The 25,351-nt window shown below is 45.9% G+C and carries 17 protein-coding genes, 2 tRNA genes, 3 rRNA genes and 2 pseudogenes; 8 read left to right on the forward strand and 16 right to left on the reverse strand.

What is annotated here, in order from left to right:
- Window positions 1-159 precede the first annotated feature (159 nt).
- Window positions 160-1,860, forward strand: coding sequence for a beta-carotene ketolase CrtO (gene crtO, locus M5J74_RS29205; protein WP_015157374.1), 1,701 nt, complete (start codon window positions 160-162; stop codon window positions 1,858-1,860).
- 24 nt (window positions 1,861-1,884) lie between these two features.
- On the opposite strand, the gene M5J74_RS29210 is transcribed toward crtO, so the two are convergent.
- Window positions 1,885-2,652, reverse strand: a complete 768-nt coding sequence (locus M5J74_RS29210) for an amino acid ABC transporter ATP-binding protein (RefSeq protein ID WP_015157375.1) — start codon at window positions 2,650-2,652, stop codon at window positions 1,885-1,887.
- Between the two features lie 168 nt (window positions 2,653-2,820).
- Here M5J74_RS29210 and M5J74_RS33735 point away from each other — a divergent pair.
- Window positions 2,821-4,373 (forward strand): annotated as a pseudogene (locus tag M5J74_RS33735) (ABC transporter permease subunit).
- A gap of 176 nt (window positions 4,374-4,549) precedes the next feature.
- On the opposite strand, the gene M5J74_RS29225 reads toward M5J74_RS33735, so the two are convergent.
- Window positions 4,550-5,110: a thermonuclease family protein gene (locus tag M5J74_RS29225; protein WP_250014772.1), complete on the reverse strand. Its 561-nt coding sequence runs from the start codon at window positions 5,108-5,110 to the stop codon at window positions 4,550-4,552.
- 89 nt (window positions 5,111-5,199) lie between these two features.
- Between M5J74_RS29225 and M5J74_RS29230 the strand changes: the two genes are divergently transcribed.
- Both M5J74_RS29230 and M5J74_RS29235 read left to right on the forward strand, forming a co-directional pair.
- Complete coding sequence (locus M5J74_RS29230) at window positions 5,200-6,360, forward strand: anhydro-N-acetylmuramic acid kinase (RefSeq protein ID WP_106216975.1); 1,161 nt, start codon at window positions 5,200-5,202, stop codon at window positions 6,358-6,360.
- A 149-nt stretch (window positions 6,361-6,509) separates the two neighbouring features.
- Complete coding sequence (locus tag M5J74_RS29235; protein WP_015157378.1) at window positions 6,510-8,039, forward strand: serine/threonine-protein kinase; 1,530 nt, start codon at window positions 6,510-6,512, stop codon at window positions 8,037-8,039.
- A 93-nt stretch (window positions 8,040-8,132) separates the two neighbouring features.
- On the opposite strand, the gene egtD is transcribed toward M5J74_RS29235, so the two are convergent.
- The 5 genes from egtD to M5J74_RS29260 all read right to left on the reverse strand — a co-directional run bounded on the left by egtD (window position 8,133) and on the right by M5J74_RS29260 (window position 12,716).
- Window positions 8,133-9,170: an L-histidine N(alpha)-methyltransferase gene (gene egtD / locus M5J74_RS29240; RefSeq protein ID WP_041462656.1), complete on the reverse strand. Its 1,038-nt coding sequence runs from the start codon at window positions 9,168-9,170 to the stop codon at window positions 8,133-8,135.
- A gap of 230 nt (window positions 9,171-9,400) precedes the next feature.
- Window positions 9,401-10,732 carry an SUMF1/EgtB/PvdO family nonheme iron enzyme gene (locus tag M5J74_RS29245; protein WP_250014781.1) on the reverse strand — a complete coding sequence of 444 codons (1,332 nt, stop codon included), beginning with the start codon at window positions 10,730-10,732 and terminating at the stop codon, window positions 9,401-9,403.
- A complete protein-coding gene (gene egtC / locus M5J74_RS29250; RefSeq protein ID WP_250014789.1) occupies window positions 10,707-11,495 on the reverse strand; it encodes an ergothioneine biosynthesis protein EgtC in 789 nt (262 codons plus the stop codon). Before egtC ends, M5J74_RS29245 begins: the two co-directional genes overlap by 26 nt.
- 499 nt (window positions 11,496-11,994) lie before the next feature.
- Window positions 11,995-12,405, reverse strand: coding sequence for a hypothetical protein (locus M5J74_RS29255; protein WP_015157382.1), 411 nt, complete (start codon window positions 12,403-12,405; stop codon window positions 11,995-11,997).
- A gap of 119 nt (window positions 12,406-12,524) precedes the next feature.
- Window positions 12,525-12,716, reverse strand: coding sequence for a hypothetical protein (locus tag M5J74_RS29260; RefSeq protein ID WP_015157383.1), 192 nt, complete (start codon window positions 12,714-12,716; stop codon window positions 12,525-12,527).
- 57 nt (window positions 12,717-12,773) lie between these two features.
- Here M5J74_RS29260 and M5J74_RS29265 point away from each other — a divergent pair, with 57 nt between their 5' ends.
- Window positions 12,774-13,355 carry a PadR family transcriptional regulator gene (locus M5J74_RS29265; protein WP_015157384.1) on the forward strand — a complete coding sequence of 194 codons (582 nt, stop codon included), beginning with the start codon at window positions 12,774-12,776 and terminating at the stop codon, window positions 13,353-13,355.
- Here the strand turns inward: M5J74_RS29265 and mug are convergent.
- Both mug and M5J74_RS32990 read right to left on the reverse strand, forming a co-directional pair.
- Window positions 13,312-13,863, reverse strand: coding sequence for a G/U mismatch-specific DNA glycosylase (mug, locus tag M5J74_RS29270; protein ID WP_015157385.1), 552 nt, complete (start codon window positions 13,861-13,863; stop codon window positions 13,312-13,314). The genes M5J74_RS29265 and mug overlap by 44 nt on opposite strands.
- A gap of 22 nt (window positions 13,864-13,885) precedes the next feature.
- Window positions 13,886-14,020 (reverse strand): hypothetical protein, encoded by a 135-nt coding sequence (locus M5J74_RS32990; protein ID WP_255409999.1) that lies wholly within the window; start codon window positions 14,018-14,020, stop codon window positions 13,886-13,888.
- Here M5J74_RS32990 and nudC point away from each other — a divergent pair.
- Window positions 14,020-14,838 carry an NAD(+) diphosphatase gene (nudC, locus tag M5J74_RS29275; protein WP_106216976.1) on the forward strand — a complete coding sequence of 273 codons (819 nt, stop codon included), beginning with the start codon at window positions 14,020-14,022 and terminating at the stop codon, window positions 14,836-14,838. The two genes, M5J74_RS32990 and nudC, sit on opposite strands and share 1 nt — an antisense overlap.
- A gap of 131 nt (window positions 14,839-14,969) precedes the next feature.
- The gene (locus M5J74_RS29280; RefSeq protein WP_250014798.1) at window positions 14,970-16,922 is read left to right on the forward strand and encodes an ABC-F family ATP-binding cassette domain-containing protein; all 1,953 of its coding nucleotides are present in this window, start codon (window positions 14,970-14,972) and stop codon (window positions 16,920-16,922) included.
- On the opposite strand, the gene M5J74_RS29285 is transcribed toward M5J74_RS29280, so the two are convergent.
- Together M5J74_RS29285 and M5J74_RS29295 are read right to left on the reverse strand one after the other, a co-directional pair.
- Window positions 16,923-17,007 (reverse strand) — tRNA-Ser (locus M5J74_RS29285).
- Between the two features lie 61 nt (window positions 17,008-17,068).
- A pseudogene (locus M5J74_RS29295) lies at window positions 17,069-17,994 on the reverse strand (TIGR04168 family protein).
- Between the two features lie 162 nt (window positions 17,995-18,156).
- Between M5J74_RS29295 and nadA the strand changes: the two are divergent.
- On the forward strand, window positions 18,157-19,131 hold the full coding sequence (gene nadA, locus M5J74_RS29300; RefSeq protein WP_106166608.1) for a quinolinate synthase NadA: 975 nt from the start codon (window positions 18,157-18,159) through the stop codon (window positions 19,129-19,131).
- 58 nt (window positions 19,132-19,189) lie between these two features.
- Here the strand turns inward: nadA and M5J74_RS29305 are convergent, their stop codons facing one another.
- The 5 genes from M5J74_RS29305 to M5J74_RS29325 all read right to left on the reverse strand — a co-directional run bounded on the left by M5J74_RS29305 (window position 19,190) and on the right by M5J74_RS29325 (window position 25,140).
- Complete coding sequence (locus tag M5J74_RS29305) at window positions 19,190-19,966, reverse strand: bifunctional 2-polyprenyl-6-hydroxyphenol methylase/3-demethylubiquinol 3-O-methyltransferase UbiG (RefSeq protein WP_015157390.1); 777 nt, start codon at window positions 19,964-19,966, stop codon at window positions 19,190-19,192.
- Between the two features lie 134 nt (window positions 19,967-20,100).
- Window positions 20,101-20,218: ribosomal RNA gene (gene rrf / locus M5J74_RS29310) — 5S ribosomal RNA — on the reverse strand.
- Between the two features lie 74 nt (window positions 20,219-20,292).
- Window positions 20,293-23,173: ribosomal RNA gene (locus tag M5J74_RS29315) — 23S ribosomal RNA — on the reverse strand.
- Window positions 23,174-23,395: 222 nt separating this feature from the next.
- Window positions 23,396-23,469: transfer RNA gene (locus M5J74_RS29320), tRNA-Ile, on the reverse strand.
- Between the two features lie 180 nt (window positions 23,470-23,649).
- Window positions 23,650-25,140 (reverse strand): 16S ribosomal RNA (locus M5J74_RS29325).
- The 16S, 23S and 5S rRNA genes sit together here with 1 tRNA gene alongside, the layout of an rRNA operon.
- Between the last annotated feature and the right edge of the window lie 211 nt (window positions 25,141-25,351).

Below are 25,351 nucleotides of genomic sequence, written 5' to 3' on the forward strand. Positions count from 1 at the left end.
CACACTTTGGCGTTTTTGCGCGATCGGTCGCGCGAGAGAAATTGACTCAATGCGGCAGTAAAACATAGCCCTTATCTTTATCTTCTACCCCCAGACAATTGTATATTCTTTGACTTCTGCCTAATATCGGAAAGAGATAATCTGGCTGGAGTAGAGAATATGCAGGCTTATGATATTGTCATCATTGGGGCAGGACACAATGGCTTAGTGTGCGCGGCTTATTTATTAAAAGCCGGATATAGTGTTTTATTATTGGAAAAGCGCTCTGTTCCTGGTGGAGCAGCAACTACAGAAGAATGTTTACCTCAAGAAGCACCAGGATTCAAATTTAACCTTTGCGCGATCGATCACGAATTTATTCACCTTGGACCAGTCGTTCAAGAACTAGAACTAGAAAAATACGGATTGGAATATCTTTATTGCGATCCGGTGGTTTTTTGTCCGCATCCAGATGGCAAGTACTTTTTAGGTCACAAATCTGTTGAAAAGACTTGTGCGGAAATCGCCCGCTACAGTCAACGAGATGCAGAAAAATATGCTGAATTTACAGATTATTGGCAACGGGCGCTCGGTGCGATGATTCCGATGTTTAACGCTCCACCAAAGTCATTATTAGATATTCTCGGTAACTATGACATTACCAAAATAAAAGATTTATTTTCTGTCATTGGTTCTCCCTCAAAAACTTTAGACTTTGTGCGTACCATGCTCAGTAGTGGGGAGGACATGGTAAACGAATGGTTTGATTCTGAATTTTTAAAAGCACCCTTAGCTAGGCTCTCATCAGAACTGGGTGCGCCTCCTTCGCAGAAAACCCTTGGGATTGGTGCAATTATGATGGCAATGCGTCACGATCCGGGGATGGCTAGACCGCGTGGTGGTACGGGTGCATTAGTGCAAGCTTTAGTGAATCTAGTCAAAAGTAAGGGTGGTGAAATTCTTACCGACCAGCATGTAGAGAAGATTTTAATTGATAACGGTCGGGCTGTGGGTGTAAGAGTTGCTAATGGTCAAGAATATCGAGCTAACAAAGCTGTTATTTCTAACATTGATGCGCAGCGAATATTTCTACACATGGTAGATCCGAGCGAACTGGATGCTGCCGAACCGCATTTACGCGAAAGATTAGAACGTCGAATTGTCAACAATAATGAAACAATTCTTAAAGTCGATCTAGCAATTGATAAACCACTATGTTTTGAGCATCACGAACACAAAGATGAGTATTTAATTGGCTCAATTTTAATCGCCGATTCCGTCAGCCATGTAGAACAAGCACACAGTTTGTGTACGTTAGGGCAAATTCCCGATGCGAATCCATCTATGTATGTCGTCATGCCGACAGCGCTCGATCCTTCAATGGCTCCGGCTGGAAAGCATACAGTTTGGATTGAATTTTTTGCACCATATCAAATTGCTGGGGCAGAAGGTACGGGGTTAAAAGGGACGGGTTGGACGGATGAGTTGAAACACAAAGTTGCCGATCGCATCATCGATAAACTAGCAGAATACTCTCCTAATGTAAAAGATTCCATTATTGCCCGTCGAGTAGAAAGTCCGGCTGAATTAGGTGAAAGATTGGGTGCATATAAAGGTAATTATTACCATATTGATATGACTCTCGATCAGATGGTTTTCTTCCGTCCTTTGCCAGAAATAGCTAACTATAGAACTCCGATTGATGGCTTATTTCTCACGGGTGCGGGAACTCATCCAGGCGGATCGATTTCGGGAATGCCAGGGCGCAATTGTGCTAGGGTATTTTTGCAGACGCAAAATCCGCTATCGCAAACGTTTAAGGATGCAAGAGAGTCGGTGAAGTCAACTTTTGAATCCGTGTTTGGCACGAAACAAGATTGAATTTTCAGTTGAATTTTCAAATTCTTATTGATGGTCTAAATCGGGATTCAAACGGCTCAAAAATGTTCGCAGTCGATCGCTTCTCGGGCTGACTAAAACCTCCCGGGGCGATCCTTGTTCTTCAATTTGTCCTTGATGTAAAAACATAACGCGGTTGGCGACTTCCCGCGCGAATAGCATTTCGTGGGTAACGACGATCATTGTCATTCCGTCAGCCGCAAGTTGTTGCATCACGCGCAAAACTTCCCCTACCAGTTCTGGATCTAAAGCGCTGGTAGGTTCGTCAAATAGCATGATCTGGGGGTTCATGCACAAACTCCGAGCGATCGCGACTCGTTGTTTTTGTCCGCCAGAAAGCTGTTCGGGATAAACGTTAGCTTTTTCAGATAAGCCAACTTTTTCTAAATATTGTGCGGCAAGTTGGGCGCTTTCTTTTTTAGATTTTCCTAACACCTTTTGTTGTGCCAGGGTCAAGTTATCTAATACATTCAGGTGAGGAAACAAATTGAATTGTTGAAATACCATCCCGACTTGCGATCGCAGTTGACGCAGCACGTTGCGGTTGAGATTGGGACGCGATATATCAATATCGTTGACGACTAAACGTCCGCCATTAATGGCTTCTAGGCGATTGAAGCAGCGTAGCAGGGTACTTTTGCCACAACCAGAGGAACCAATAACAGCGACGACTTCACCGCGATAAATTTCACCGCTAATTCCTTTGAGGACTTTGAGGGAACCGAAGTTTTTCTCTACACCTTCAAATGCGATCGCGGGGGTAGTACTATTCATACCTACGTTGGAAGTGGTTTGAGTTGGTTACAGGGTATGTTGATTACACTCCACTTGATTGTATTCTATGGCACAATACTCTCGTGTAGAAGGGGATAAAAGGAAGTTTAACTCACTGAAATTTAACTCATTACTGCAAGTATAGAAAATGCATAAGGAAAAGAAATAATGGCTACAAGTACGATCCGGTGGTTGCGTCGGTATTTAGTTATCAGCTTATGCTGCTTGCTGCTAGCGATTGGCTGTGGTAGTAATAATTCTGGTACTGGTGGGACGGGGGATACAGGCGGTACGAAAACATTAACTGTGGGAACCGAACCCGCATTTGCGCCATTTGAGTTTAAAGGTACAAATGGTGAGTTGCAGGGGTTTAGTATCGATCTGATGAATGCGATCGCTAAGTCGGCTGGATTTACAGTCAATTTTCAAAGTTTACCCTTTGATGGTTTGATTCCCGCTTTACAGGGAAAAACGATCGACGCAGCTATTAGTAGCATGACGATTACTAAAGAGCGATCGCAAACAGTTGATTTCTCTCGTCCCTATTTTAAGGCAGGGTTGGCGATCGCGGTTCGGAGCGACAACCAAGATATTACGAATTTTGTAAGTCTCGAAAATAAAAGAATTGCCGTTCAAATTGGTACAACTGGGGCGGAAGAAGCCAAGAAAGTTGCAGGGGCGAAAATCAGTAGTTTTGATTCTGCACCTTTAGCTTTACAAGAATTGAAAAATGGTAATGTGGATGCAGTTATTAACGATGCACCCGTCACTTTATATGCAATTAAAAATGCTAACCTTTCAGGGATTAAAGTTGTTGGTCAATTGCTGACAGAAGAGTTTTACGGTATTGCTACGGCTAAAAATTCTCCTAACTTAGCTTTAATTAATCAGGGAATAGAGACAATTTTGGGTGATAATACATATGCTCAAATTTATAAAAAATGGTTTAATGCCGAACCGCCTAAATTGCCAGAGAAATCGCCATTTGCCAACTAAAAAACTCGGATCTCGCAATTATGACTAATGCATTCGAGATTATTTTTCAGGCAATTCCTACTCTACTAGCTGGTGCTTTAGTCACGCTCCAATTAACAGCCTTTTCTGTCCTTTTGGGATTAATTGGTGGTTCGTTAGTCGGAATTGCGCGACTTTCTCATATCGTACCTTTGCGCTGGGTGACGAGGGCATATGTCGATTTTTTTCGAGGTACGCCATTGTTAGTCCAAATCTTTATGATTTATTTTGGCTTACCCGCGATCGCTCAACAAATCGGGTTTGATTTTTCTCTGGATCGTTTAGCTGCGGCAGTGTTAGCTTTGAGTTTAAATAGCGCGGCATATATTGCTGAAATTGTTCGTGCGGGGATTCAATCAATTGAGTTAGGACAATCGGAAGCTGCTGAATCTTTGGGTTTAGATTCAGTTCAAACTATGCGCTATGTCATCTTTCCTCAAGCTTTCCGCCGCATGTTACCACCTTTGGGGAATGAGTTTATTACTTTACTTAAAGATACGAGTTTGGTAGCGGTCATTGGATTTGAAGAGTTGTTCCGCAAAGGACAGTTGATTGTTGCCACCAACTATCGCGCTTTTGAGATTTATGCAGCTGTAGCGATCGTCTATTTGTGTTTAACTCTGCTGTCTTCTCAAGGATTTTCTTGGTTAGAAAAGTGGCTCAACCCCGTGGCTCGGCAAAAGCAGCGATCGGCTAAGCTGAGTTAGGAAGTTTGTGAAATTGCCATCGGAAGTTAATGATAGTGTCACGCAAAGACGAGGACATTTCCGTGCGGGGGTGGCGCTATCGCGGACTTCGTTGCCCCCCATTGAAGCATGTCGCGTGAAAGTGTCCGTAGCAAAGACGCAAAGTAATTTTTTAAAGTATTTGCGCAAGGGGTTATTTACTTTTTGGCGCTGCGATACTTCCAAGGGGCGACGAATTGAGCATCGCTCCATACGCCTCGGTGCTGTGCTTGTGCTTTGGTTGCGGCTCGTTCTACCACTGCGGCACTGGGACAATTCTTCAAGTAGGGTGTGTAGACTAATGCCAATCCTTCCCGCGCCAAAACTTCTTGGACGAGAGTACCGTCACTCAAACGCACTTCGCTCACTTTTCGCCCGTAGCGATCGCTATCTGTAATTGTTAAATTAACGCGATCGCCTCCTTGATGAATTAATTTTTGTAACCGCTGCTGTGCCTGAAGTCCCCATTTAAATTGATCGACATCTACACGGCTTTGGCTCGCTCTTTCTTTTACAGAATGGGGGATCTCTGGTGCATCCACGCAAGCAAAACGAACGGTAAACTCATCGCCCTTAGCGTTTACCACCCTGATAGTATCGCCGTCACTGACGCGCTTAACTAAATATGCCGCAGCACCATAGCGCGGCTGACATCCTGTTAAAAACAAAATAAAAATAATTGTGAATAAATACGGTAATAGCTTTCGGATGAGTTGCACTGGTAATGGGTAATGAGTAGTTGGTAGTTGGTGGTTGGTGGTTGCTCAGAATTACTCTGCTCCCTGCTCCCTTTCTTCACTGATAACTAATGACCTTAGTAGTTGGTTTAATTAGCGGTACGTCTGTTGATGGCATAGATGCCGCTTTGATAAATATTACAGGCAGAACTGAAGATATTCAGGTAGAACTGTTAGCGGCAAACACTTATCCTTATCCTACCGATTTGCGATCGCAAATTTTAGCAGCTTGTAAAGGTGAAGCCATCTCCATACCTCAATTAGCAGCTTTAGATGATGCGATCGCGCTGTGTTTTGCTCAAGCTGCTCAAAACATCCAAGCCGGACATCCTCCCGCCGAATTAATTGGTTCCCACGGACAGACTGTTTTTCACAGACCACCCGTTTTAACTAGTAGAGACGTTGCGGGCAACGCCTCTACTACTCTCGGCTACAGCCTTCAACTAGGACGCGGGGCTGTTATTGCTCAACTCACAAATACTCCAACAGTCAGTAATTTTCGAGCAGCAGATATTGCTGTAGGAGGTCATGGAGCGCCTTTAGTGCCGAAAGTTGACGCTTACCTGCTCAGTCACCTTCATGAGGCGCGATGCGTCCAAAATCTCGGTGGAATTGGAAATTTAGCCTATCTTCCTCCCCGCAGTCATGTCAACTGGGAGGAGAAAGTCAGAGGTTGGGATACGGGACCAGCCAATACTTTATTAGATCTCGCAGTCCAGCACTTAACTGATGGCGCACAAACTTACGATCGCGATGGCAATTGGGCAGCTAGCGGTACTCCTTGTCATCCTCTTGTAGAGCAATGGCTCAATCAAGATTTCTTTCACCTCCCACCACCCAAATCGACAGGACGAGAGTTATTTGGCTGGGAATACTTACAACAATGTTTGGTTGATGCTCGAAGTTACCAATTGAGTGCATCTGACTTGCTAGCAACTTTGACAGAATTCACGGTTGCGTCAATCGTGCATAGTTACCGGACATTTTTACCGCAAATGCCAGAGCGAGTCTTTTTATGTGGCGGTGGTAGTCGAAATTTATATTTAAAACAACGACTGCAAATTCATCTAGATATACCAGTTTTAACAACAGATGAAGCAGGATTAAGCGCCGATTTTAAAGAGGCGATCGCATTTGCCATTCTAGCCTACTGGCGACAACAAGGCATACCTGGCAACTTACCTCAAGTGACTGGGGCAAAGCAAGCAGTGTTGTTGGGTGAGCTTGTGTGAGTGGTTAGTGGCTGGTAGCTAGTGGCTGGACTTTTCTCTCTAGCCACTAGCCACTAGCCACTAGTCACTGATAACTGATAACTGATTTTGGGCAGAATACTAATGACAACTAGAGACCACAAATTTTTGCTGTGGCGGAACTTTAATTCATGCGAGATCCCAATCTCAACCGCATACTTGCTAACCGCTATCAACTTCAACAGGTGCTTGGAGCAGGGGCAATGGGTCAAGTCTATCTTGCCCACGATAAATTGTTAGGAGGAGTTCCCGTTGCTGTCAAATTACTAAGTATATCGATTCATAATAAAAAACTTCGCGTGCAAGAACGTTTTGAACAAGAAGCGAAAACCTGCGCTATCTTGGGTCAAAAAAGCATTCATATCGTCCGCGTCATGGATTACGGTGTTGTAGAGGAGAATGGTACACCGTTCTACGTGATGGAATACTTAAAAGGGAAAAACTTGAGCGATGTAATTCGCAATTATGCTCTATCACTACCGAGGTTTTTAAGTATCGGACGGCAAATTAGTCTTGGTTTAGAATGCGCTCACCAAGGAATTCCAGTTGATGGAAAAACTTATCCAATTATCCATCGGGATATTAAACCAAGTAACGTTTTATTAATTCAAGATAATAGTTTGGGAGAATTAGCGAAACTATTAGACTTTGGTATTGCTAAGTTACTCCAAGCAGATAGCAGCCAAACTCGATACTACATGGGGACGTTTGCTTATTCTTCTCCAGAACAAATGGAGGGTAGCGAACTTACTAATCGTTCTGATATTTATAGTTTGGGAGTCATGCTATTTGAGATGCTGACGGGTAATATCCCGATTCAAGCCAACACGGACTCATTTGGAGGTTGGTTTAAAGCCCACCACTATCAACCACCTCGTTCTTTTGAGACCTCGGAACCAAAGTTTCCCATTCCGCCACAGTTGAAAGATTTGGTCATGAGCTGCTTGGCGAAAGCACCAAGCGATCGCCCGCAAAACGTCAGTGAAATTATCAAGGTTTTTACCCTGCTCGAACAGCCGCGCGATCGGTCTTTACCTTTAACGACTCAACCCATAACACCACAAACGCCAAGTAGCGGTAATGAGCCAGCGAATACGATTGTTGCACCACAGAAAGGTCAACTCACCACAGATGCTATTTGTCGGCTAACTCGTTGGCCGCAAAATAAACCGATCGCAGATATTGTTTTTCCTCAATCAATCCAAATTAACGATGAAGAGAGTCCTGCTTTGTGGGTGATGTTATCCCAAATAGAAGTGAATAAACGTTTGGTTAATAGAACCTACAACCACTTCTTATTTATCACCTCGCCTTCTCCCATGATGCTATGGATTACTGCTCTCCATCACCGTGCTTATGGGACAAAATGGTTGACTTACTATCTCGATTTAAAAAATAGTCAAAATCGAGACTTAATTCAATCAATCGGCATCAAGGGATACTATCGCGTCCTTCTATTTGCGCGCGAAACTCCACAATATGCTAGCTCTTGCTTATTAATTCATGTTGCCTCTAGTCAAGGAATACTGTTGCAACAATGGTATCTCCTCAGTCAATCTTCAAATATTCATGGTGATGTGCAGTTGAGTAAAAGTTTGCTGAAGCAGGAATACGAGAAGATCAAACCACAAATTTTAATGAAATTGGAAGCAAGTGTTTGATGGTCAGTTATCAGTGAGTAGTGACTGGTGGCTAGTGGCTCGACTCTTATCTAGTCACTAGCCACTAGTCGCTAGCCACTCACTATTTACTACTCACTTCTTTTGACATAGCAACAAACCGAACCAATTTTTGGTATCCGTCCAAGTTTGGATGGGGATTAATCCTTGTATTTGTAGTTGTTGCTGTAGGGTTTTGAGGTTAAACTTACGAGAAATTTCAGTTCTGATTGTTTCTCGATCGGCAAATTCAACGGCTAAATTGAGCGATCGCATCTGTACAGTTTGCGATCGCAAGCTTCGCAAATGCATTTCAATTTGATGCTCGGTTTCGTTATAGAAAGCCCAATGCTCGAAGTTTTGCAGGTCAAAATTGCTGTCATAGCGCCAGTTTAAGTGTTGCAGCATATTGAGGTTAAATGCTGCCGTGACTCCTTGGCGATCGTTGTAAGCTGCCTCCAAAACTGATTTTGGCTTTTGCAAATCTACACCCAATAAGAAATACTCTCCTACTTCAAGTGCTGCAAAAATCCGGGCGAAAAACTCATCAGATTCTGAAGGGGTCAAATTGCCTAAAGTACTACCAATAAAACAGATTGTGCGACTGGGTAAAAGAGTTGGCGCGAGTCGTTCTAGTGCAAGTTCGTAGGTACTGGCTAAAGCGCGAACTTTGAGCGTGGTATAGTCGGCTAAAAGTTGTCTGGCACTGCTCTCTAGTATTCCCGCGCTGACATCCACTGGAATGTAGTGTAGTGGGTATCCCAGTTTGTGATAAGCATCCAAGAGAATGCGCGTTTTAGTCGAGCTACCGCTACCCAATTCGACGAGTTCGCACGCGCCTGTTAGCCGCGCAATTTCAGTTGCATATTTTTGCAGGATAGCTGTTTCGGTGCGCGTCAGATAGTACTCTGGTAATTCGCAAATTTGCTCGAATAACTGCGAACCTCGGTCATCGTAGAAGTATCGCGGTGGGAGGGTTTTAGGCGTTTGAGTCAATCCCGCGATCGCGTCTTTTCCTTCTGTGAGTCGGCTTGTCGCGATCGCTGCGGGAGCGATGAGATTCTCTATCTGCAAGCGTTGCTCGATGGAACGGGGATAGATATTGCTTGCAGTTTCAAATATGGACACGCTCAACCTCCGTCAAATTTAAACATACCAATCGCGATCGCCGATTTGCAATAGTCTGCGACCTTCAGAAGTAAAACACAAAGCCAATTAGCAAAAAATCATGCTGGAGTTAGATCAACTCAGCTACTACCAATTCCTTACGCATTTTCCCATAAAATTGTCAGTTATTAGTGACTAGTAGCTAGTGGCTGGTGGCTAGAAAAGAGTTTAGTTGCTAGTCACTAGCCACCAGCCACTCATTTCTTCGCACACCGAAACCCTGCCAAGATTTGCCGCACGCCTGGATGATACCAATTGCGAAAACTCGCTCTTAGCGCCCAAGGACGAGTTGCCCAACTGCCACCTTTGAGAACTTGATGCTGTCCGTCAAAATAAACTTGGGAATAACCAGTGTAGGGATAACTGGCAAAACCTGCGTAGCCATCAAATACACAAGCAGTCCATTCCCAAACATTGCCCAACATATCTTCACAACCATAGGCGCTGCGTCCGTTGGGATGAGCGTTGACTGGTGTTGTTTGGGCGATCGCGTAGTTATAATTGCACCGATCTAGGTCTGGCTCTATTTCTCCCCAAGGATAGGTACGACGAAGACTATTTAATGCATCCCAGCTAGCAGCTTTTTCCCATTCGGCTTCTGTGGGCAAGCGTTTATCGGCAAATTTGGCATAAGCTTCGGCTTCGTACCAACTGACACCACAAACGGGATGATTATCGTATTGCGGATCTTCTAACCAGTAAAGGGGTCGAGCGATTTGTTCTTGTTGCAACCATTGCCAACCATTTTCTGACCACCACACCGGATTTTGATAGCCTCCCGCCTTCATAAACAGGCGATATTCAGCGCAAGTCACGGGATAGCGATCGATCCAGTAGGTACCTAAATAAACTTGATGTGCTGGACGCTCGTTATCTAAAGCGTCAGTGGTATTACTTCCCTGCTCGAAATATCCAGCAGGGATTTTTATCATTTGATTTTGGTAGTTGGTAGTTGGTAATGGGTAATGGGTAATGGGTAATGGGTAATGGGTATTTTCTTCCCCAGCCTCCCCAACTCCCCCAACTCTCTTTTCCCTGCTCCCTGCTCCCAGCTCGTCCCTGCTCCCTGATAATTGCAACAAAAACGCGATCGTCTCGCAGTGCTGGCTTTCGTGTTGTAGCATCCAGCGCCAGAGGCGTTCGTGTCGATCTAAGTCTATTGTTTCTAGGATTTGGAAAATTTCTTTTCTGACTGTATCTAGATAGTGACGAATAACGGCTTTACCTGGCAACTTAACGCGATCGCATTTTGGTAAACCGTCAGCCATAAATAAGCGGCGATGTTCGGAAAATAAAGGTGCTAGTCCCGCATTACGTTCTCGCAACCACAGGGATTCTGTGTAGGCAATATGACCGAAATGCCATCCCACAGGGCTAAAGTCGGGGTGTACTTGAGCGCGGAAAGTTTCCTCGTCTACTTGCTCGAATATAGCTAAAGTTCCTTGACGACACTGCTCGTACCATTCTTTTAGTTGGTGACGTTGCTGGGGGCGATCGCTTGCTCTAAATTTGATGGAACTGGATTTCAAGGTCTTCTCCTACACTGACGATGCTATGTTCTGGCATAGAGTGCCAGTCACCTTTAAATAAAGGTTCGGAAGCAATGATGACTGCGGCTGGAAATGCTGGATCGTCTCGCAGCCAGTAGAGAGAGGGAGAGTTGCGATCGCTGGCAAAACGAGCAGCAATTAGACGCTTGCCGTCGCTTATCAGCAAGTTGGCGGAAGCTCTAGTTTGATGGGACTTAGCCAATAGATCGAGATTGTTTATGGTAGCTGATAATGCTTGCTCTAAACTCATAGATGGATTGGCTTGGACTTCATCTAGTAATAGCGCAAATATGTGTTCTGAGTCAGTACTACCTTTAATTGCCTGGTAAGCAAAATCGCTGAGGCGATCGCGGATCGGACGATAGATGGTTTGACGAAAGTTTTCTACCCGCCCGTTGTGAATGCACAAAAGCTTTTGATTGTCAAACGGTTGGCAGTTACTTAAATCTACTGCTTGTCCCAGCGTAGCACTGCGGACGTAGGCAAGCACGCAGCCAGACTCGACATAACGACTCAAACTGGGCAGATTGAGATCGTTCCAAATTGGTAGAACGCTTTTATAGGTGAACGGGTTAGTATCGCGCTGGGTATGATACCAGCCAACCCCACAACCATCTGCATTGAGCAATCCAGAATTCATCTCGCGGGGTTGATAGCTTTGGACGATCAACGAGTGTTCTGGTTTGTACAGCAGTTTTTCTAGCGATACGGTTTCACCGAGGTAGCCAAGTAAACGGCACATACTCAGGTATTTATACTTGCGTTACAGTTGATACTATGCTCTCTAGCTGAGAATTCCATGAGTGTTAGCTAAAATTCTTCTAGCAACCAGAAAAGCAAAATTTTACACAGTTTCACATTTTAGCGTGCGATCGCCTTTTATGACACAAGTTAAAAGTCAAAAGTCAAGAAACCTTGTGTGAGCAGTGTATTTGAAATGCTCAAGATCTTGGTTAAAGATATTCCTCATCATGATGAAGGCTTTAGACTCTTATTTTCTGCTAGTCTTTTTTCTCAATATCAAGCAGAGTTAACCTAGATAAACTACTATTTCTATTCATACCATTTTGATCTGACTGCGCCACGGAAGATCCCCCAACCCCCTTAACAAGGGGGGCTATGAGCGACCGATTTAGTGCAAGCATAAATAGAATTGGTATCACTATTAACTACTTTTATTTGAGACTAAATTAAAGGACTGGCAAGATGCCAGCCCCTCAAAATCTTCAAATGACCAATGACTAATGACTATTTAGCAACTGCGTTACTTCTGCATGTGCTAACACAACAGCCGGTTCTTGCTGAAAGGCTTTGTAGTATCTTCTAGCAAATTCATCGCCTGTTTCAGATGGTGTTAATAGCGTGCGAGTGTAAGCAGTCAACTCTTTGATAATACCTGGCGTAACTGGCTCATCTGCTTGCAACATTTCATCAATTTGCACGATTAATTCAGAGATGCGATGTAGCCAAGCAAATTGTTCGCGATCGATCGCTAATTGCAACAGTTCTCCACTCGATACTCGCCCGCTAACTTGTTCGTAAGCAATGCGTTCGGTATCTAACAATATACGGTGTAAATAGAGCAATTTATTACGCAGATCGCGCAGATATTGATGTCGATGTATTCGTTGTAGCAATTTGTGAGAAGTCAATGGAATCCATCCTCCCGTTACGATAGTCTTTAATCGTTGAAATTTTTGCTGCTGCGGTATTTATTACAGATGGAGTTTAACAGTTAACGGCTTTTGACAATATACGTATGAATCGCAACTTAGATTTGATGGGCAGGCGATCGCGACTCTTTTATTGTTAGCACTTTATCGTTAACACAGTTCCATCTACCCGTCTCCTCAACGTTCTGCGTCCGAGCCTTGCGTCTTTGTGTCAGCGCTCTTTGTCGTGGTAAGTCGTTATCAGCATCATAATTGATGCCTCTTATATATGACTTATCGTATAGTAACATAAGATTAGATCGGTAGTAAAAGATGGGGAATTTACTACCTTATATACAGAAAACCGTATGTCATTAGCACACGCAATATTGGGCTTCCTCCTACAAGCAAAAAGGACAGGGTATGACTTGAAAACGAGCTGCTTCGATCGCTGCATGACTTACTTATGGTCTGCGGATCAGGCACAAATTTATCGAACCCTTGATAAACTAGTCGAGCAAGGATGGATTACCTATAAGGTTGAAATTCAGTGCGATCGCCCCAACCGTAAAGTTTACAGCGTCACTGAAGCAGGAAAAGCCGAATTAACTCAGTGGCTACAAAGCCCTCAACCCATACCAACAGTAAGAGATCCACTACCAATTCAATTATTTTTCGCCGCACATCTGTCAAATGAAGCTACGATTCACTTATTAGAACGACAGCTAGCAGCACGACGTGACAAGTTGGCTGAATGCGAACAAATAGAACTACCAACGTTGAGCAATCCTATACACAACCGCGAACAGTTGATGCAACGACTGGTATTAGAACTAGCAATCCGCAAAGAACAGACTTATATTGATTGGTTAAAGACAGCGATCGAGGTACTCACTCAAGACGCGCTCAATCCTTCACCGCCAGCAGCAATTCTCGATACACCCGCGTAAGATCTGCTATTTGATAATGAGCGTTTAACCCACTGGGGTTAGGTAATACCCAAATCGTTGTGCCGGACGATAACTCAGCTTGTCTTCCCATGATAGCTTTGGGTTGATAAAATGCTGTCCGATAGGCGCTGATACCCAAAATAGCTAAAAATCGCGGTTGATATTGTTCGATCTTGACTGCTAACTGTTGTTGACCGAAGATCAATTCTTCAGCTTTTAACTCATCTGCCCTAGCCGTGGCGCGATCGACGATATTTGTCAAACCATAACCAAACTGTAACAGATCCCGGTCTTCAAACGGTGACAGTATCCGTTCTGTGTAACCCGCAGCGTGAAGCGATCGCCAAAAGCGATTTCCTGGGCGGGCAAAGTGATGTCCGACAGCAGCACTATAGAGACTAGGATTAATCCCGCAAAACAAAACATTTAAATTTGGAGCAATAATATCTGGAACCGTGCGCCCGTATGCCGCTTGAATTTCTGCCGTGGTAGGTTTGCGTTGCACCATCTCCTCACATTAAATTCAGCTCCTACAATGCTAACTTTTGCGCTCTTCTTTGCGCCTCTGCGCCTAACGCTACGCTAACGGCTTCGCCTTCGCTATCGCTAACGCCTACGGCTGATGCGTGACCTAAAATCGAATCTTTGACCCCAAAGCTTAACAATGCATCATATCTTTACTCCTGGCATTACTCCACCCGTAGAACAATCCGTACCCGCTTGGTGGTTTGCCTTTGTAGGTAAAAAACTACTAGTACATCAAGAAGGAACAGCGAATCAAATCCCCCAACTCACTAGTTTAGAAGAGATTGGCTTAATTCCTATACGGACGCAATTTCTCGGTACATTAGGCGATCGCCCCTGCTACTGTGCCGAACTCCCCAAAGATATATCTACACCCACAGGCATGACATTACAAGGGCTGCGGGAATTATACGGCACGTTGGACGAAGATTTATTCATCCTGAGCGGTCGTGCGATTCAAATTGTCGAATGGAATCGCACCCATCAATACTGCGGCTACTGCGCCACTCCTACCACCCAATTATCCCACGAACGGGCGAAACGCTGTCCTAACTGCGGCTTAGTCAATTATCCCCGCCTCTCACCTGCGATTATCGTCCTCATCTCTCGCGGCGAAGAGTTGTTATTAGCCCGCGCTCGTAGATTTCCACCCAAAATGTACAGTATATTGGCTGGATTTGTCGAACCAGGGGAATCGCTAGAGGAAACTGTAGTGCGAGAAGTGCGTGAGGAAGTCGGGATTGAAGTAAAAGACATTCGCTATTTTGGTTCCCAACCTTGGCCCTTTCCCAATTCTCTGATGATTGGGTTTACAGCCACCTATGCTAGTGGTGAAATTGCGATCGAACCAGAAGAACTAGTGGATGCTGGTTGGTTTAACAAGCATAATTTACCTCAAATTCCCCCAAAGTTGAGTATTGCTCGTAAATTAATCGATTGGTTTGTCTCGACTCACTGAAAATAATTGTTTTGACTTTTGTACGGGCGGGTTTAGCAGACAGATCGATCGCCCCAACCAGCAATCTTTGGTCAAAACCCGCCCCTACGCATCAACGTTAGACTAGGTAATTGGTAGCTTACCTATAACCCATGACTATTTTCACGCTGCGATCGGTTAAAAAAGACTTTGGCATCAAGGAAATTTTGAAAGATGCTAGCTTTAGCCTGGATGAAGGCGATAAAGTCGGGCTAATTGGGGTAAACGGTTCTGGTAAATCAACATTACTCAAGGCGATCGCCGGACTGGAACCAATAGATAGCGGTGAAATTTGGGTAAATTCAGGAGCTAAAATTGTCTACCTACCCCAACAGCCAAATTTAGATGAGAATCATACTGTCTTAGAACAAGTGTTTGCCGATGGTGGCGAACAGATGGCGTTAGTGCGGGAATACGAAGAAATTTCCGATAAACTCGCGCACGGACAGGGCGATCTCGATAAACTCATGGCGCATTTGTCGAAGGTTTCCCAGCAGATTGAAGCATTGGGAGCATGGGAAGTAGAAACTAATGCTAAAGTCATTCTTAGCAAGTTAGGAATTGAAGACTTTGATGCCAAAATTAGCAATCTTTCTGGGGGCTACCGCAAGCGAATCGCGCTAGCAGCAGCTTTACTGTCGGAACCAGATGTGTTGTTGATGGACGAACCGACAAACCATTTAGATGCACTATCTGTTGAGTGGTTGCAGAGTTATCTAACTCGGTTTCGCGGTGCGCTGTTACTCATCACTCACGATCGCTACTTTTTGGATCGGGTCACAAATCGCATTATCGAGATCGATCGCGGCGACCTTTATACTTATTCCGGTAACTATGCTTATTATCTGGAAAAAAAGGCAGAAGCAGAAGAATCAGCTGTCAGCAGTCAGCACAAACATGCCGGAGTATTAAGGCGAGAGTTGGAATGGTTGAAACGAGGTCCAAAAGCCCGTAGCACTAAGCAAAAAGCCAGAATCGATCGCATCTACGAGATGCAGGCGCGGGAATTTAAGCAAGTGCAGGGTAAGGTAGAAATTTCTACTCCAGGGCGGCGGATTGGGAAAAAGGTAATTGAGTTAGAAAATATTAGCAAGTCTTACGGCGATCGCCTTCTCATTAAAGACTTTACATATACATTCAATCCCGAAGACCGCATTGGCATTATTGGCAGTAACGGCGCGGGAAAATCAACGCTGATGGATATTATTACCGGACGAGTGCAGCCCGATTCCGGTACGGTGGAAATTGGTTCCACAATTCATATTGGTTATTTCGACCAACATTCTGAAGATTTGACGCTGAATGAAAATCAGCGAGTTATCGAATATCTCAAAGATGTAGCAGAGTTGGTTAAAACAGCCGATGGAAGCATCATTACGGCTTCCCAAATGTTGGAACGGTTTCTGTTTCCCCCCAACCAGCAATATGCGCCCATCCACATGCTGTCTGGCGGAGAAAAGCGGCGGTTGTTTTTGTTGCGCGTGCTGATGAGTGCGCCTAACGTGTTGATTTTAGACGAACCGACCAACGATTTAGATGTACAAACGCTAGCGGTATTAGAAGAGTATCTAGAAGACTTTAACGGTTGCGCGATCGTTGTTTCCCACGATCGCTATTTTCTCGATCGCGCGGTGGAGACTATTTTTGCGATCGAATCTGGTGGCAATCTGCGTCAATATCCAGGCAACTACTCAGTGTATTTGGAATACAAGCAAGCTGAAGAGGAAGAAAAGTCAAAAGTTGAGAGTCAAAAGCCAAAAGCTGAAAGTCGAAATTCACTCCCGACTCCCGACTCCGGTACGGGCGCGCAGCTGTGCGCCCCTACGATTCCCGCAGCCAAATCGCGCAAGCTATCTTTCAAAGAAAAACGGGAATATGAAACGCTAGAAACTCAAATTCCCGAGATGGAAACGCAAAAGGAAGAGCTAGAAAAGATTTTCTACAACAACCCTCCTAGCGATTTTACCGAAATGCAGCAGTTATCCGAGCAGTTAGCTCAATTAGTGCAAGCAATCGACACGGCAACCGAACGTTGGTTAGAACTGGCAGAACGTGAAAATGATTAACGGAGAGGGTGAGATTCGAACTCACGGTTCCTTTCGGAACATTCGATTTCAAGTCGAACGCAATCGACCACTCTGCCACCTCTCCAATTTAGCTACTAGCTGTTAGCTAGATCTAAAAGCTAATAAATGATAGCACATTCTATTTTCTATGCAGGCTGCACGAGCTGACTTTGTTGCTGATAAAGGATTTGCTCTGATGCTATTTGATCATCTCGATCTACCCAAACGAGAGACACTTGAGATACTATCCCAGATTGGAGATAGACTAAGGAAAAATTGCGCTGGCGATCGCTGCCATTTTCAACGATTCTAGGTACGCTAGCAGCATTGAGGTAAACTGTTTCGCGGGCAACATGAACTGGCTTACGCAAGTACTTTTGGGTGTGGCGTAGTTTATGGTGCATATGACCAAATGTGACCAAAGGAATCTGTTTTCCTGCGGCACGAGTTTGCGCGATCGCCTCTGTCAAATCTGGATCGCCAAAGTCACCCCCAAGGGTTGCCAGTCCTTGCCACAAGGGTCTTCAGGGCAATCTCCTAATCCTGATGGTCCGTTATGTCCGAGAAAAATGACGGTATCGTAGGTGGCGCTACGAGCTGCTGCTATAATGCGTGCGGTAGACTCCTCAAAGCTTGCTACGCCAAATCTTTCTTGATAGAAGTCTTCGTTTTTCCAGCTCGAACCACCCCAAGTAAACGGACGGCTACCAACAACAGTTAAGTTTAGTTTAGGAAAGTCTAGTTTGCCATAACCAACATGGGCTTCTCCTAATAAGTCTATTTGTTCTTGCACCCAGTCTTCTTTTTTTCGATCGTAAGGACACTTCTGGCGACCCCACGCAGTAGCGGTATACCAAGCGTCGTGGTTGCCAAACACTGCTGCTTTAGGAATGTCGAGATCGGCGATCGCTTTGACTACATCTACTGATTCATTGCCGTAGTCACCTACAAATAAAGCAAGGTCGATGCCTAGTTTTTGCAATATTATGCCATCTGCTGCTTCCCATTGGTCGTGAATATCACCGACTACTGCAATGACGGTTGTTTCATCCTGTTTGCTTTGACTGGTCATGCTTCATTCCCGATCTTCTTTATCCAGCATAGAAAAGCATGACGGCTTTTGGCACTACCGTTAGGTGTTAGGAAAGATTTTGCCTCTACCAGCACCCAGTTTTGGTAAAAAATACTATAATTGCAAGAAGACCAGAAATTGTAAGTTTTATCTATTTGAATTGTGTTTACAACTGCGATCGTCCAAAATAATCCAGCCCGTGAAATACCTGTAGACTTGTTTGCAGCAATTCAAGCTTTAAAACAAGAGCTGAACGCTGTAATTTTGGCACACTACTATCAAGAACCAGACATTCAAGACATTGCTGATTATATTGGCGACTCATTAGGATTGGCTCAACAAGCTGCGAAGACTGATGCTGAAGTTATTGTCTTTGCTGGCGTTCACTTCATGGCAGAAACAGCCAAAATTCTCAATCCTAATAAACTCGTACTTTTGCCAGATTTAGCAGCAGGTTGTTCTTTGGCAGATAGCTGTCCTTCTCAAGAGTTTGCCGCTTTCAAAGCAGCACATCCAGACCACTTAGTCATTTCTTATATTAACTGTACTGCCGAAATTAAGGCGATGAGCGATATTATTTGTACCAGTTCTAATGCGGTGCAGATTGTACGCCAAATCCCTCTAAATCGACCAATTATTTTTGCTCCAGACCGCAATTTAGGGCGATATGTCATGCAACAAACTGGTCGAAATATGTTGCTGTGGCAAGGTAGCTGTATCGTTCATGAAACATTTTCAGAAAAGAAACTCGTTCAATTAAAAATTCAGCATCCAGCAGCGGAAGTTTTAGCTCACCCTGAATGCGAACCTCCTATCTTGCGTCATGCAGATTATGTTGGTTCTACAACAGCTTTGTTAAAATTTTGTCAAAAGAGTACCGCGAGTTCTTTTATCGTTGCCACTGAACCAGGCATTATTCATCAAATGCGGAAAGAAGCTCCTCATAAGAATTTTATTCCTGCACCACCAATAAATAGTAATTGTAATTGTAATGAATGCCCTTATATGCGTCTGAATACTTTAGAAAAGCTTTATTTAGCAATGAAGAACCGCAGTCCAGAAATTAAATTATCAGAAGAGATCGTCACGGCTGCCTTGAAGCCACTACAGCGTATGTTAGCAATGAGTGTTAAGTAAATCTGAGTCTACGGTTAACACATGGTTGAAATATATATATCTTCCATATGAACTGAGTTTAATTTTTGAAAGCTACAAACTCAATATTAGTAGCAATGTATTTGAGAAAAGTATTTTCAGTTAGCCACCGATCTAAGCTTTCAAAACTATGATGGTTAACGTAGGAAATACGATTTTTAGGTAGAATTTGTCTATGCCAGAGATCGATGAGCTGAAACTGACTCTGGGTGAGGAGATGTTTTACCAATTTTTTACTATACAAGCGATCGTGATAAAAGTCTCCTCGTAAATGTGCTAGCCGTTGAGTCCAAGATAAGTAGTAGGGCAAGAAGAAACAGAAGAATAAGCCTTGTGGACTGAGCACTCGCCGAATTTCATGTAAAGACGCAAGATCGTTTGAAACGTGTTCGAGAACACCAAAACTCAGGACGACATCAAAGCTAGCATCATTGAAGGGAAGTAAATAGGGATGTTCTAAAGAGACGACTGATATGGATGCGCGATCGATAATAGGCGCATCCTGACCAAATGCTGCACCACTAGTCACATCACAACTAGTTACCATAGCACCCATTTCACGTAGTAAAAAAGAAATGTGACCTTTACCGCATCCCCAATCTAGTACGCGCAAAGTTGTTAACTTAGTTTTAAACCAAGCTTCAGAACAAACTCGGACGTAGTTCGTCAAGTATAGATAAACATTGTGAGCAGCTGGATTTGTCAAAAAAGCGTGGCTGTCTGTATGCTTGACTATTTCAATCAACTGATGATTAAGTAAGAGGCGCTGCTGAAACTGTGCCTTTCTGAGAGCTATCAAATTTTGCTTGCTCTGCATTAACTCTATCTTTTGAAAAAATTTACCCTGTACCTTTCTGTACCTTATTATGTAAGTTTAACTAAAACAAGACTTTGCGATGTGTGTCATAAAAAAGCCCCTCTATTCCTAGAGAGGCTTCGATTGAAAAATCGACCTGGCGCGGAGCTATTGTCCCGTGGGGCGACCCCCAGAGTATCGTCGCCGCAGTCGCGTTTCACACCTGAGTTCGGGATGGAATCAGAGTGGGTCCACAACGCCATGCGCACCAGGAAAGCTGTCGGGTGGAGGTCACCCTGAAGACTGCATAGAAAGAGAAAATTGTCAAGTCCGCCAATGATTTGGTTGTGGTCAAGCCCTCGGTCTGTTAGTATCAGTCGGCTGCACGTGTTACCACGCTTCCACCACTGACCTATCAACCCATGTTCTGTGGGTGACCTTACTGAATTTAATTCATGAGAGTACTCATCTGGAGGTGGGCTTCCCACTTAGATGCTTTCAGCGGTTATCCGCTCCGAACTTGGCTACCCAGCGTTTACCGTTGGCACGATAACTGGTACACCAGCGGTTCGTCCTTCCCGGTCCTCTCGTACTAAGGAAGGCTCCTCGCAATACTCTAACGCCTGCACCGGATATGGACCGAACTGTCTCACGACGTTCTGAACCCAGCTCACGTACCGCTTTAATGGGCGAACAGCCCAACCCTTGGGACGTACTTCCGCCCCAGGTTGCGATGAGCCGACATCGAGGTGCCAAACCTCCCCGTCGATGTGGACTCTTGGGGGAGATCAGCCTGTTATCCCTAGAGTAACTTTTATCCGTTGAGCGACGGCGCTTCCACTCACTACCGTCGGATCACTAAGGCCGTGTTTCCACCCTGCGCGAGTTGTCACTCTTGCAGTCAAGCTCCCTTTTGCCTTTACACTCTGCGGCTGATTTCCAACCAGCCTGAGGGAACCTTTGCGCGCCTCCGTTACACTTTAGGAGGCGACCGCCCCAGTCAAACTGCCCACCTGAAACTGTTCCCCGACCGGATAACGGTCGCGGGTTAGAATTCTAGCCTCGCCAGAGTGGTATCTCACATTGCGGCTCCTCACTCCCCACAAGGAGTGAATCATTGCCTCCCACCTATTCTGCGCAAGCAAAGCCCGAACACCATTCCAGGCTACAGTAAAGCTTCATAGGGTCTTTCTGTCCAGGTGCAGGTAGTCCGTATCTTCACAGACATTCCTATTTCGCCGAGTCTCTCTCTGAGACACCATCCAGATCGTTACGCCTTTCGTGCGGGTCGGAACTTACCCGACAAGGAATTTCGCTACCTTAGGACCGTTATAGTTACGGCCGCCGTTCACCGGGGCTTCGGTCGCCAGCTTTAGGCTCAAGGCCCTGACCGACTTCCTTAACCTTCCGGCACTGGGCAGGCGTCAGCCCCCATACCTCGTCTATTGACTTTGCGGAGACCTGTGTTTTTGGTAAACAGTCGCCTGGATCTCTTCACTGCGACCTACTTGCGTAGGCACCCCTTCTTCCGAAGTTACGGGGCCATGTTGCCGAGTTCCTTAGAGAGAGTTATCTCGCGCCCCTTAGTATTCTCTACCTCCCTACCTGTGTCGGTTTTGGGTACAGGTGACGATTAGTTAACGTGTTTAGAGCTTTTCTTGGAAGCTTGACCGCTACCACTTCGGGTCCGTAGACCCTCGGTCTCTTAACCCCAGCTCGAAGCGTTTTCGCCGCTTCTCGATGCCTCGGTTAATTGCGCCAGTAACCAACATCTGGCTGGTGCGTGCCTTCTCCGTCCCTCTGCACAACTAATCTTCAGTACGGGATTGTTCGCCCGTTGTCCATCGACTACGCCGTTCGGCCTCGCCTTAGGTCCTGACTAACCCTCCACGGACGAGCCTTGTGGAGGAACCCTTAGGGTTTCGGGGTATTGGATTCTCACCAATATTTGCGCTACTCAAGCCGACATTCTCACTTCTGCTTCGTCCACACCTGCTTGCCGCTAGTGCTTCACCCTATCGCAGAACGCTCCCCTACCACTTGTATCGCTACAAGTCCGCAGCTTCGGTACAAAGTTTAGTCCCGTTCATTTTCGGCGCAGGAGCGCTTGACCAGTGAGCTATTACGCACTCTTTCAAGGATGGCTGCTTCTAGGCAAACCTCCTGGTTGTCTGTGCACTCCCACCTCCTTTGCCACTTAACTTTGATTTGGGGACCTTAGCTGGCGGTCTGGGCTGTTTCCCTCTTGACGATGAAGCTTATCCCCCACCGTCTCACTAGTAAGATTGTTGCTGGTATTCTGAGTTTGTCTCGATTTGGTACAGCTTGAGGCCGCCCGCACCGAAACAGTGCTTTACCCCCAGCAATTATCACTTACCGCTGCGCCTCAACACATTTCGGGGAGAACCAGCTAGCTCTGGGTTCGATTGGCATTTCACCCCTAACCACAGCTCATCCGCCGATTTTTCAACATCGGTCGGTGCGGACCTCCACTTGGTGTTACCCAAGCTTCATCCTGGCCATGGTTAGATCACCCAGGTTCGGGTCTATATACACTGATAATTCGCCCACTTCAGACTCGCTTTCGCTGTGGCTATTCGCCATACCAGTGACTATAACTCGCCGGCTCATTCTTCAACAGGCACGCGGTCGGACGTTGAATCATCCTTCCACTGCTTGTCAACTGACGGTTTCATGTTCTATTTCACTCCCCTTATCGGGGTTCTTTTCACCTTTCCCTCGCGGTACTGTTGCTCTATCGCTCACGCAGTAGTATTTAGCCTTACCGAGTGGTCTCGGCTGATTCACTAGGGATTTCCCGTGTCCCTAGCTACTCGGGATTCAGCTAGTAGCACTTCAACTTTCGACTACGGGACTATCACCCTCTTTGGTACGATTTGTCAATCGTTTCGTCTAGTCTAGTGCTTCCATCTCGCTGTCCCACTACCCCAGAATACTTGTACTCTGGTTTAGGCTGTTCTCCTTTCGCTCACCACTACTGGGAGAATCTCGTTTGATTTCTTTTCCTCCAGCTACTAAGATGTTTCAGTTGGCTGGGTTGGCTCATACCTGTCTATGGATTCAACAGGCTGTACAAGGGGGTTGCCCCATTCGGATATCTTCGGCTCAGTGCTTGCTGCCAGCTCCCCGAAGCTTTTCGTCGGTCGCCACGTCCTTCTTCGCCTCTGCGTGTCTAGGTATCCACCGTCAGCTGTATTTCGCTTGACCAGTTATTTCGCAAATACTTGGTTTTCTACCTGACTATTTCTCTTTTCTCTATGCAGTTTTCAAGGTGCTCGCTGGAGAATTTCCAGCAGTTGTCTCCACTCGCAGACAGTGCTGAATTTTACTCAACTTGACTAGCCTATCACATCCCACTGGATTTGACTTGACCAATTGCTTGTTTCAATTTTTTTGAATCTCGAACTGGAAATTCTCAATTCTTTGAGGTGGGCCATCCTGGACTCGAACCAGGGACCTCACCCTTATCAGGGGTGCGCTCTAACCACCTGAGCTAATAGCCCCTACTGGTGGTACCGCTCCTACCGAACCAGTTCTAGTTTGAAAGCGTTGCTGCACTCGAGCTGTTTTGTCAGTGTCGTCCGACCTCGGGATGTCCTCAGTTTCCAGCTTGGTGTTAGTGCCTTTGCCGATACAATCGGCACCGGTCACTCTCTACTGGTTACTGAAGTTGGTCTCCCTGTAAAGGAGGTGATCCAGCCACACCTTCCGGTACGGCTACCTTGTTACGACTTCACCCCAGTCATCAGCCCTGCCTTCGGCATCCTCCTCCACGAATGGTTAGAGTAATGACTTCGGGCGTGGCCAACTTCCATGGTGTGACGGGCGGTGTGTACAAGGCCCGGGAACGTATTCACCGCCGTATGGCTGACCGGCGATTACTAGCGATTCCGCCTTCACGCAGGCGAGTTGCAGCCTGCGATCTGAACTGAGCTACGGTTTGCTGGGCTTTGCTCCCCATCGCTGGTTGGCTTCCCGTTGTCCGTAGCATTGTAGTACGTGTGTCGCCCAGGACGTAAGGGGCATGCTGACTTGACGTCATCCCCACCTTCCTCCGGTTTGTCACCGGCAGTCTGTCTAGAGTGCCCAACTGAATGATGGCAACTAAACACGAGGGTTGCGCTCGTTGCGGGACTTAACCCAACATCTCACGACACGAGCTGACGACAGCCATGCACCACCTGTGTTCTGGCTCCTTTCGGCACCCCATAGTTTCCCACGGGTTCCAGACATGTCAAGCCCTGGTAAGGTTCTTCGCGTTGCATCGAATTAAACCACATACTCCACCGCTTGTGCGGGCCCCGTCAATTCCTTTGAGTTTCACACTTGCGTGCGTACTCCCCAGGCGGGATACTTAACGCGTTGGCTCCGGCACTCCTCGGGTCGATACGAGAAACGCCTAGTATCCATCGTTTACGGCTAGGACTACTGGGGTATCTAATCCCATTCGCTCCCCTAGCTTTCGTCCCTCAGTGTCAGTTGCAACCTAGTAGAGCGCTTTCGCCACTGGTGTTCTTCCCGATCTCTACGCATTTCACCGCTACACCGGGAATTCCCTCTACCCCTATTGCTCTCTAGCTCACCAGTTTCCACCGCCTCTTCCCAGTTAAGCTGGGGGCTTTGACAGCAGACTTGATGTGCCACCTGCGGACGCTTTACGCCCAATCATTCCGGATAACGCTTGCATCCTCCGTATTACCGCGGCTGCTGGCACGGAGTTAGCCGATGCTGATTCCTCAGGTACCGTCATTGCTTCTTCCCTGAGAAAAGAGGTTTACGACCCAAGAGCCTTCCTCCCTCACGCGGTATTGCTCCGTCAGGCTTTCGCCCATTGCGGAAAATTCCCCACTGCTGCCTCCCGTAGGAGTCTGGGCCGTGTCTCAGTCCCAGTGTGGCCGGTCGTCCTCTCAAACCGGCTACCGATCGCAGCCTTGGTAGGCTCTTACCCCACCAACTAGCTAATCGGTCGCGAGCTCCTCTTTTGGCTATGAATATTTCACCCAAGGGCACATCCGGTCTTAGCTGCCGTTTCCAGCAGTTGTCCCGGTCCAAAAGGCAGATTCTCACGCGTTACTCACCCGTCCGCCACTAAGCTCCGAAAAGCTCCGTTCGACTTGCATGTGTTAAGCATACCGCCAGCGTTCATCCTGAGCCAGGATCAAACTCTCCGTTTTTTTCCTTAAACTCAATTATCTTCTCTTAATTCGACACCAACCTCTTGTGCTTGTTGGCGCTTTCAAACTATACTCTTTTCTAGGTTCGGTCGCCCTTGGGAAGGTCGCTTCGCGTCCCTCTCTCCTCCGGCGCTTTATTAATCTATCTAATCTCCACCAAATGTGTCAACCCTTTTGGTGAAAAAAAATTTTGACTTTCCCCCAATTCCCT

It is taken from the genome of Chroococcidiopsis sp. CCNUC1, assembly GCF_023546805.1.
Lineage (GTDB): Bacteria > Cyanobacteriota > Cyanobacteriia > Cyanobacteriales > Chroococcidiopsidaceae > Chroococcidiopsis > Chroococcidiopsis thermalis.

Bases quoted from the DNA above. Each gene is read 5' to 3' on its own strand.
- M5J74_RS29230 (WP_106216975.1), top strand. From the start codon at position 5,200: ATGACCTTAGTAGTTGGTTTAATTAGCGGTACGTCTGTTGATGGCATA.
- M5J74_RS29235 (WP_015157378.1), top strand. From the start codon at position 6,510: ATGCGAGATCCCAATCTCAACCGCATACTTGCTAACCGCTATCAACTT.
- M5J74_RS29260 (WP_015157383.1), bottom strand. From the start codon at position 12,716: ATGTTACTATACGATAAGTCATATATAAGAGGCATCAATTATGATGCT.
- nudC (WP_106216976.1), top strand. From the start codon at position 14,020: ATGCATCATATCTTTACTCCTGGCATTACTCCACCCGTAGAACAATCC.
- M5J74_RS29210 (WP_015157375.1), bottom strand. From the start codon at position 2,652: ATGAATAGTACTACCCCCGCGATCGCATTTGAAGGTGTAGAGAAAAAC.
- mug (WP_015157385.1), bottom strand. From the start codon at position 13,863: ATGGTGCAACGCAAACCTACCACGGCAGAAATTCAAGCGGCATACGGG.
- M5J74_RS29305 (WP_015157390.1), bottom strand. From the start codon at position 19,966: ATGCAGAGCAAGCAAAATTTGATAGCTCTCAGAAAGGCACAGTTTCAG.
- M5J74_RS29280 (WP_250014798.1), top strand. From the start codon at position 14,970: ATGACTATTTTCACGCTGCGATCGGTTAAAAAAGACTTTGGCATCAAG.
- egtC (WP_250014789.1), bottom strand. From the start codon at position 11,495: ATGTGCCGTTTACTTGGCTACCTCGGTGAAACCGTATCGCTAGAAAAA.
- M5J74_RS29265 (WP_015157384.1), top strand. From the start codon at position 12,774: ATGTCATTAGCACACGCAATATTGGGCTTCCTCCTACAAGCAAAAAGG.
- crtO (WP_015157374.1), top strand. From the start codon at position 160: ATGCAGGCTTATGATATTGTCATCATTGGGGCAGGACACAATGGCTTA.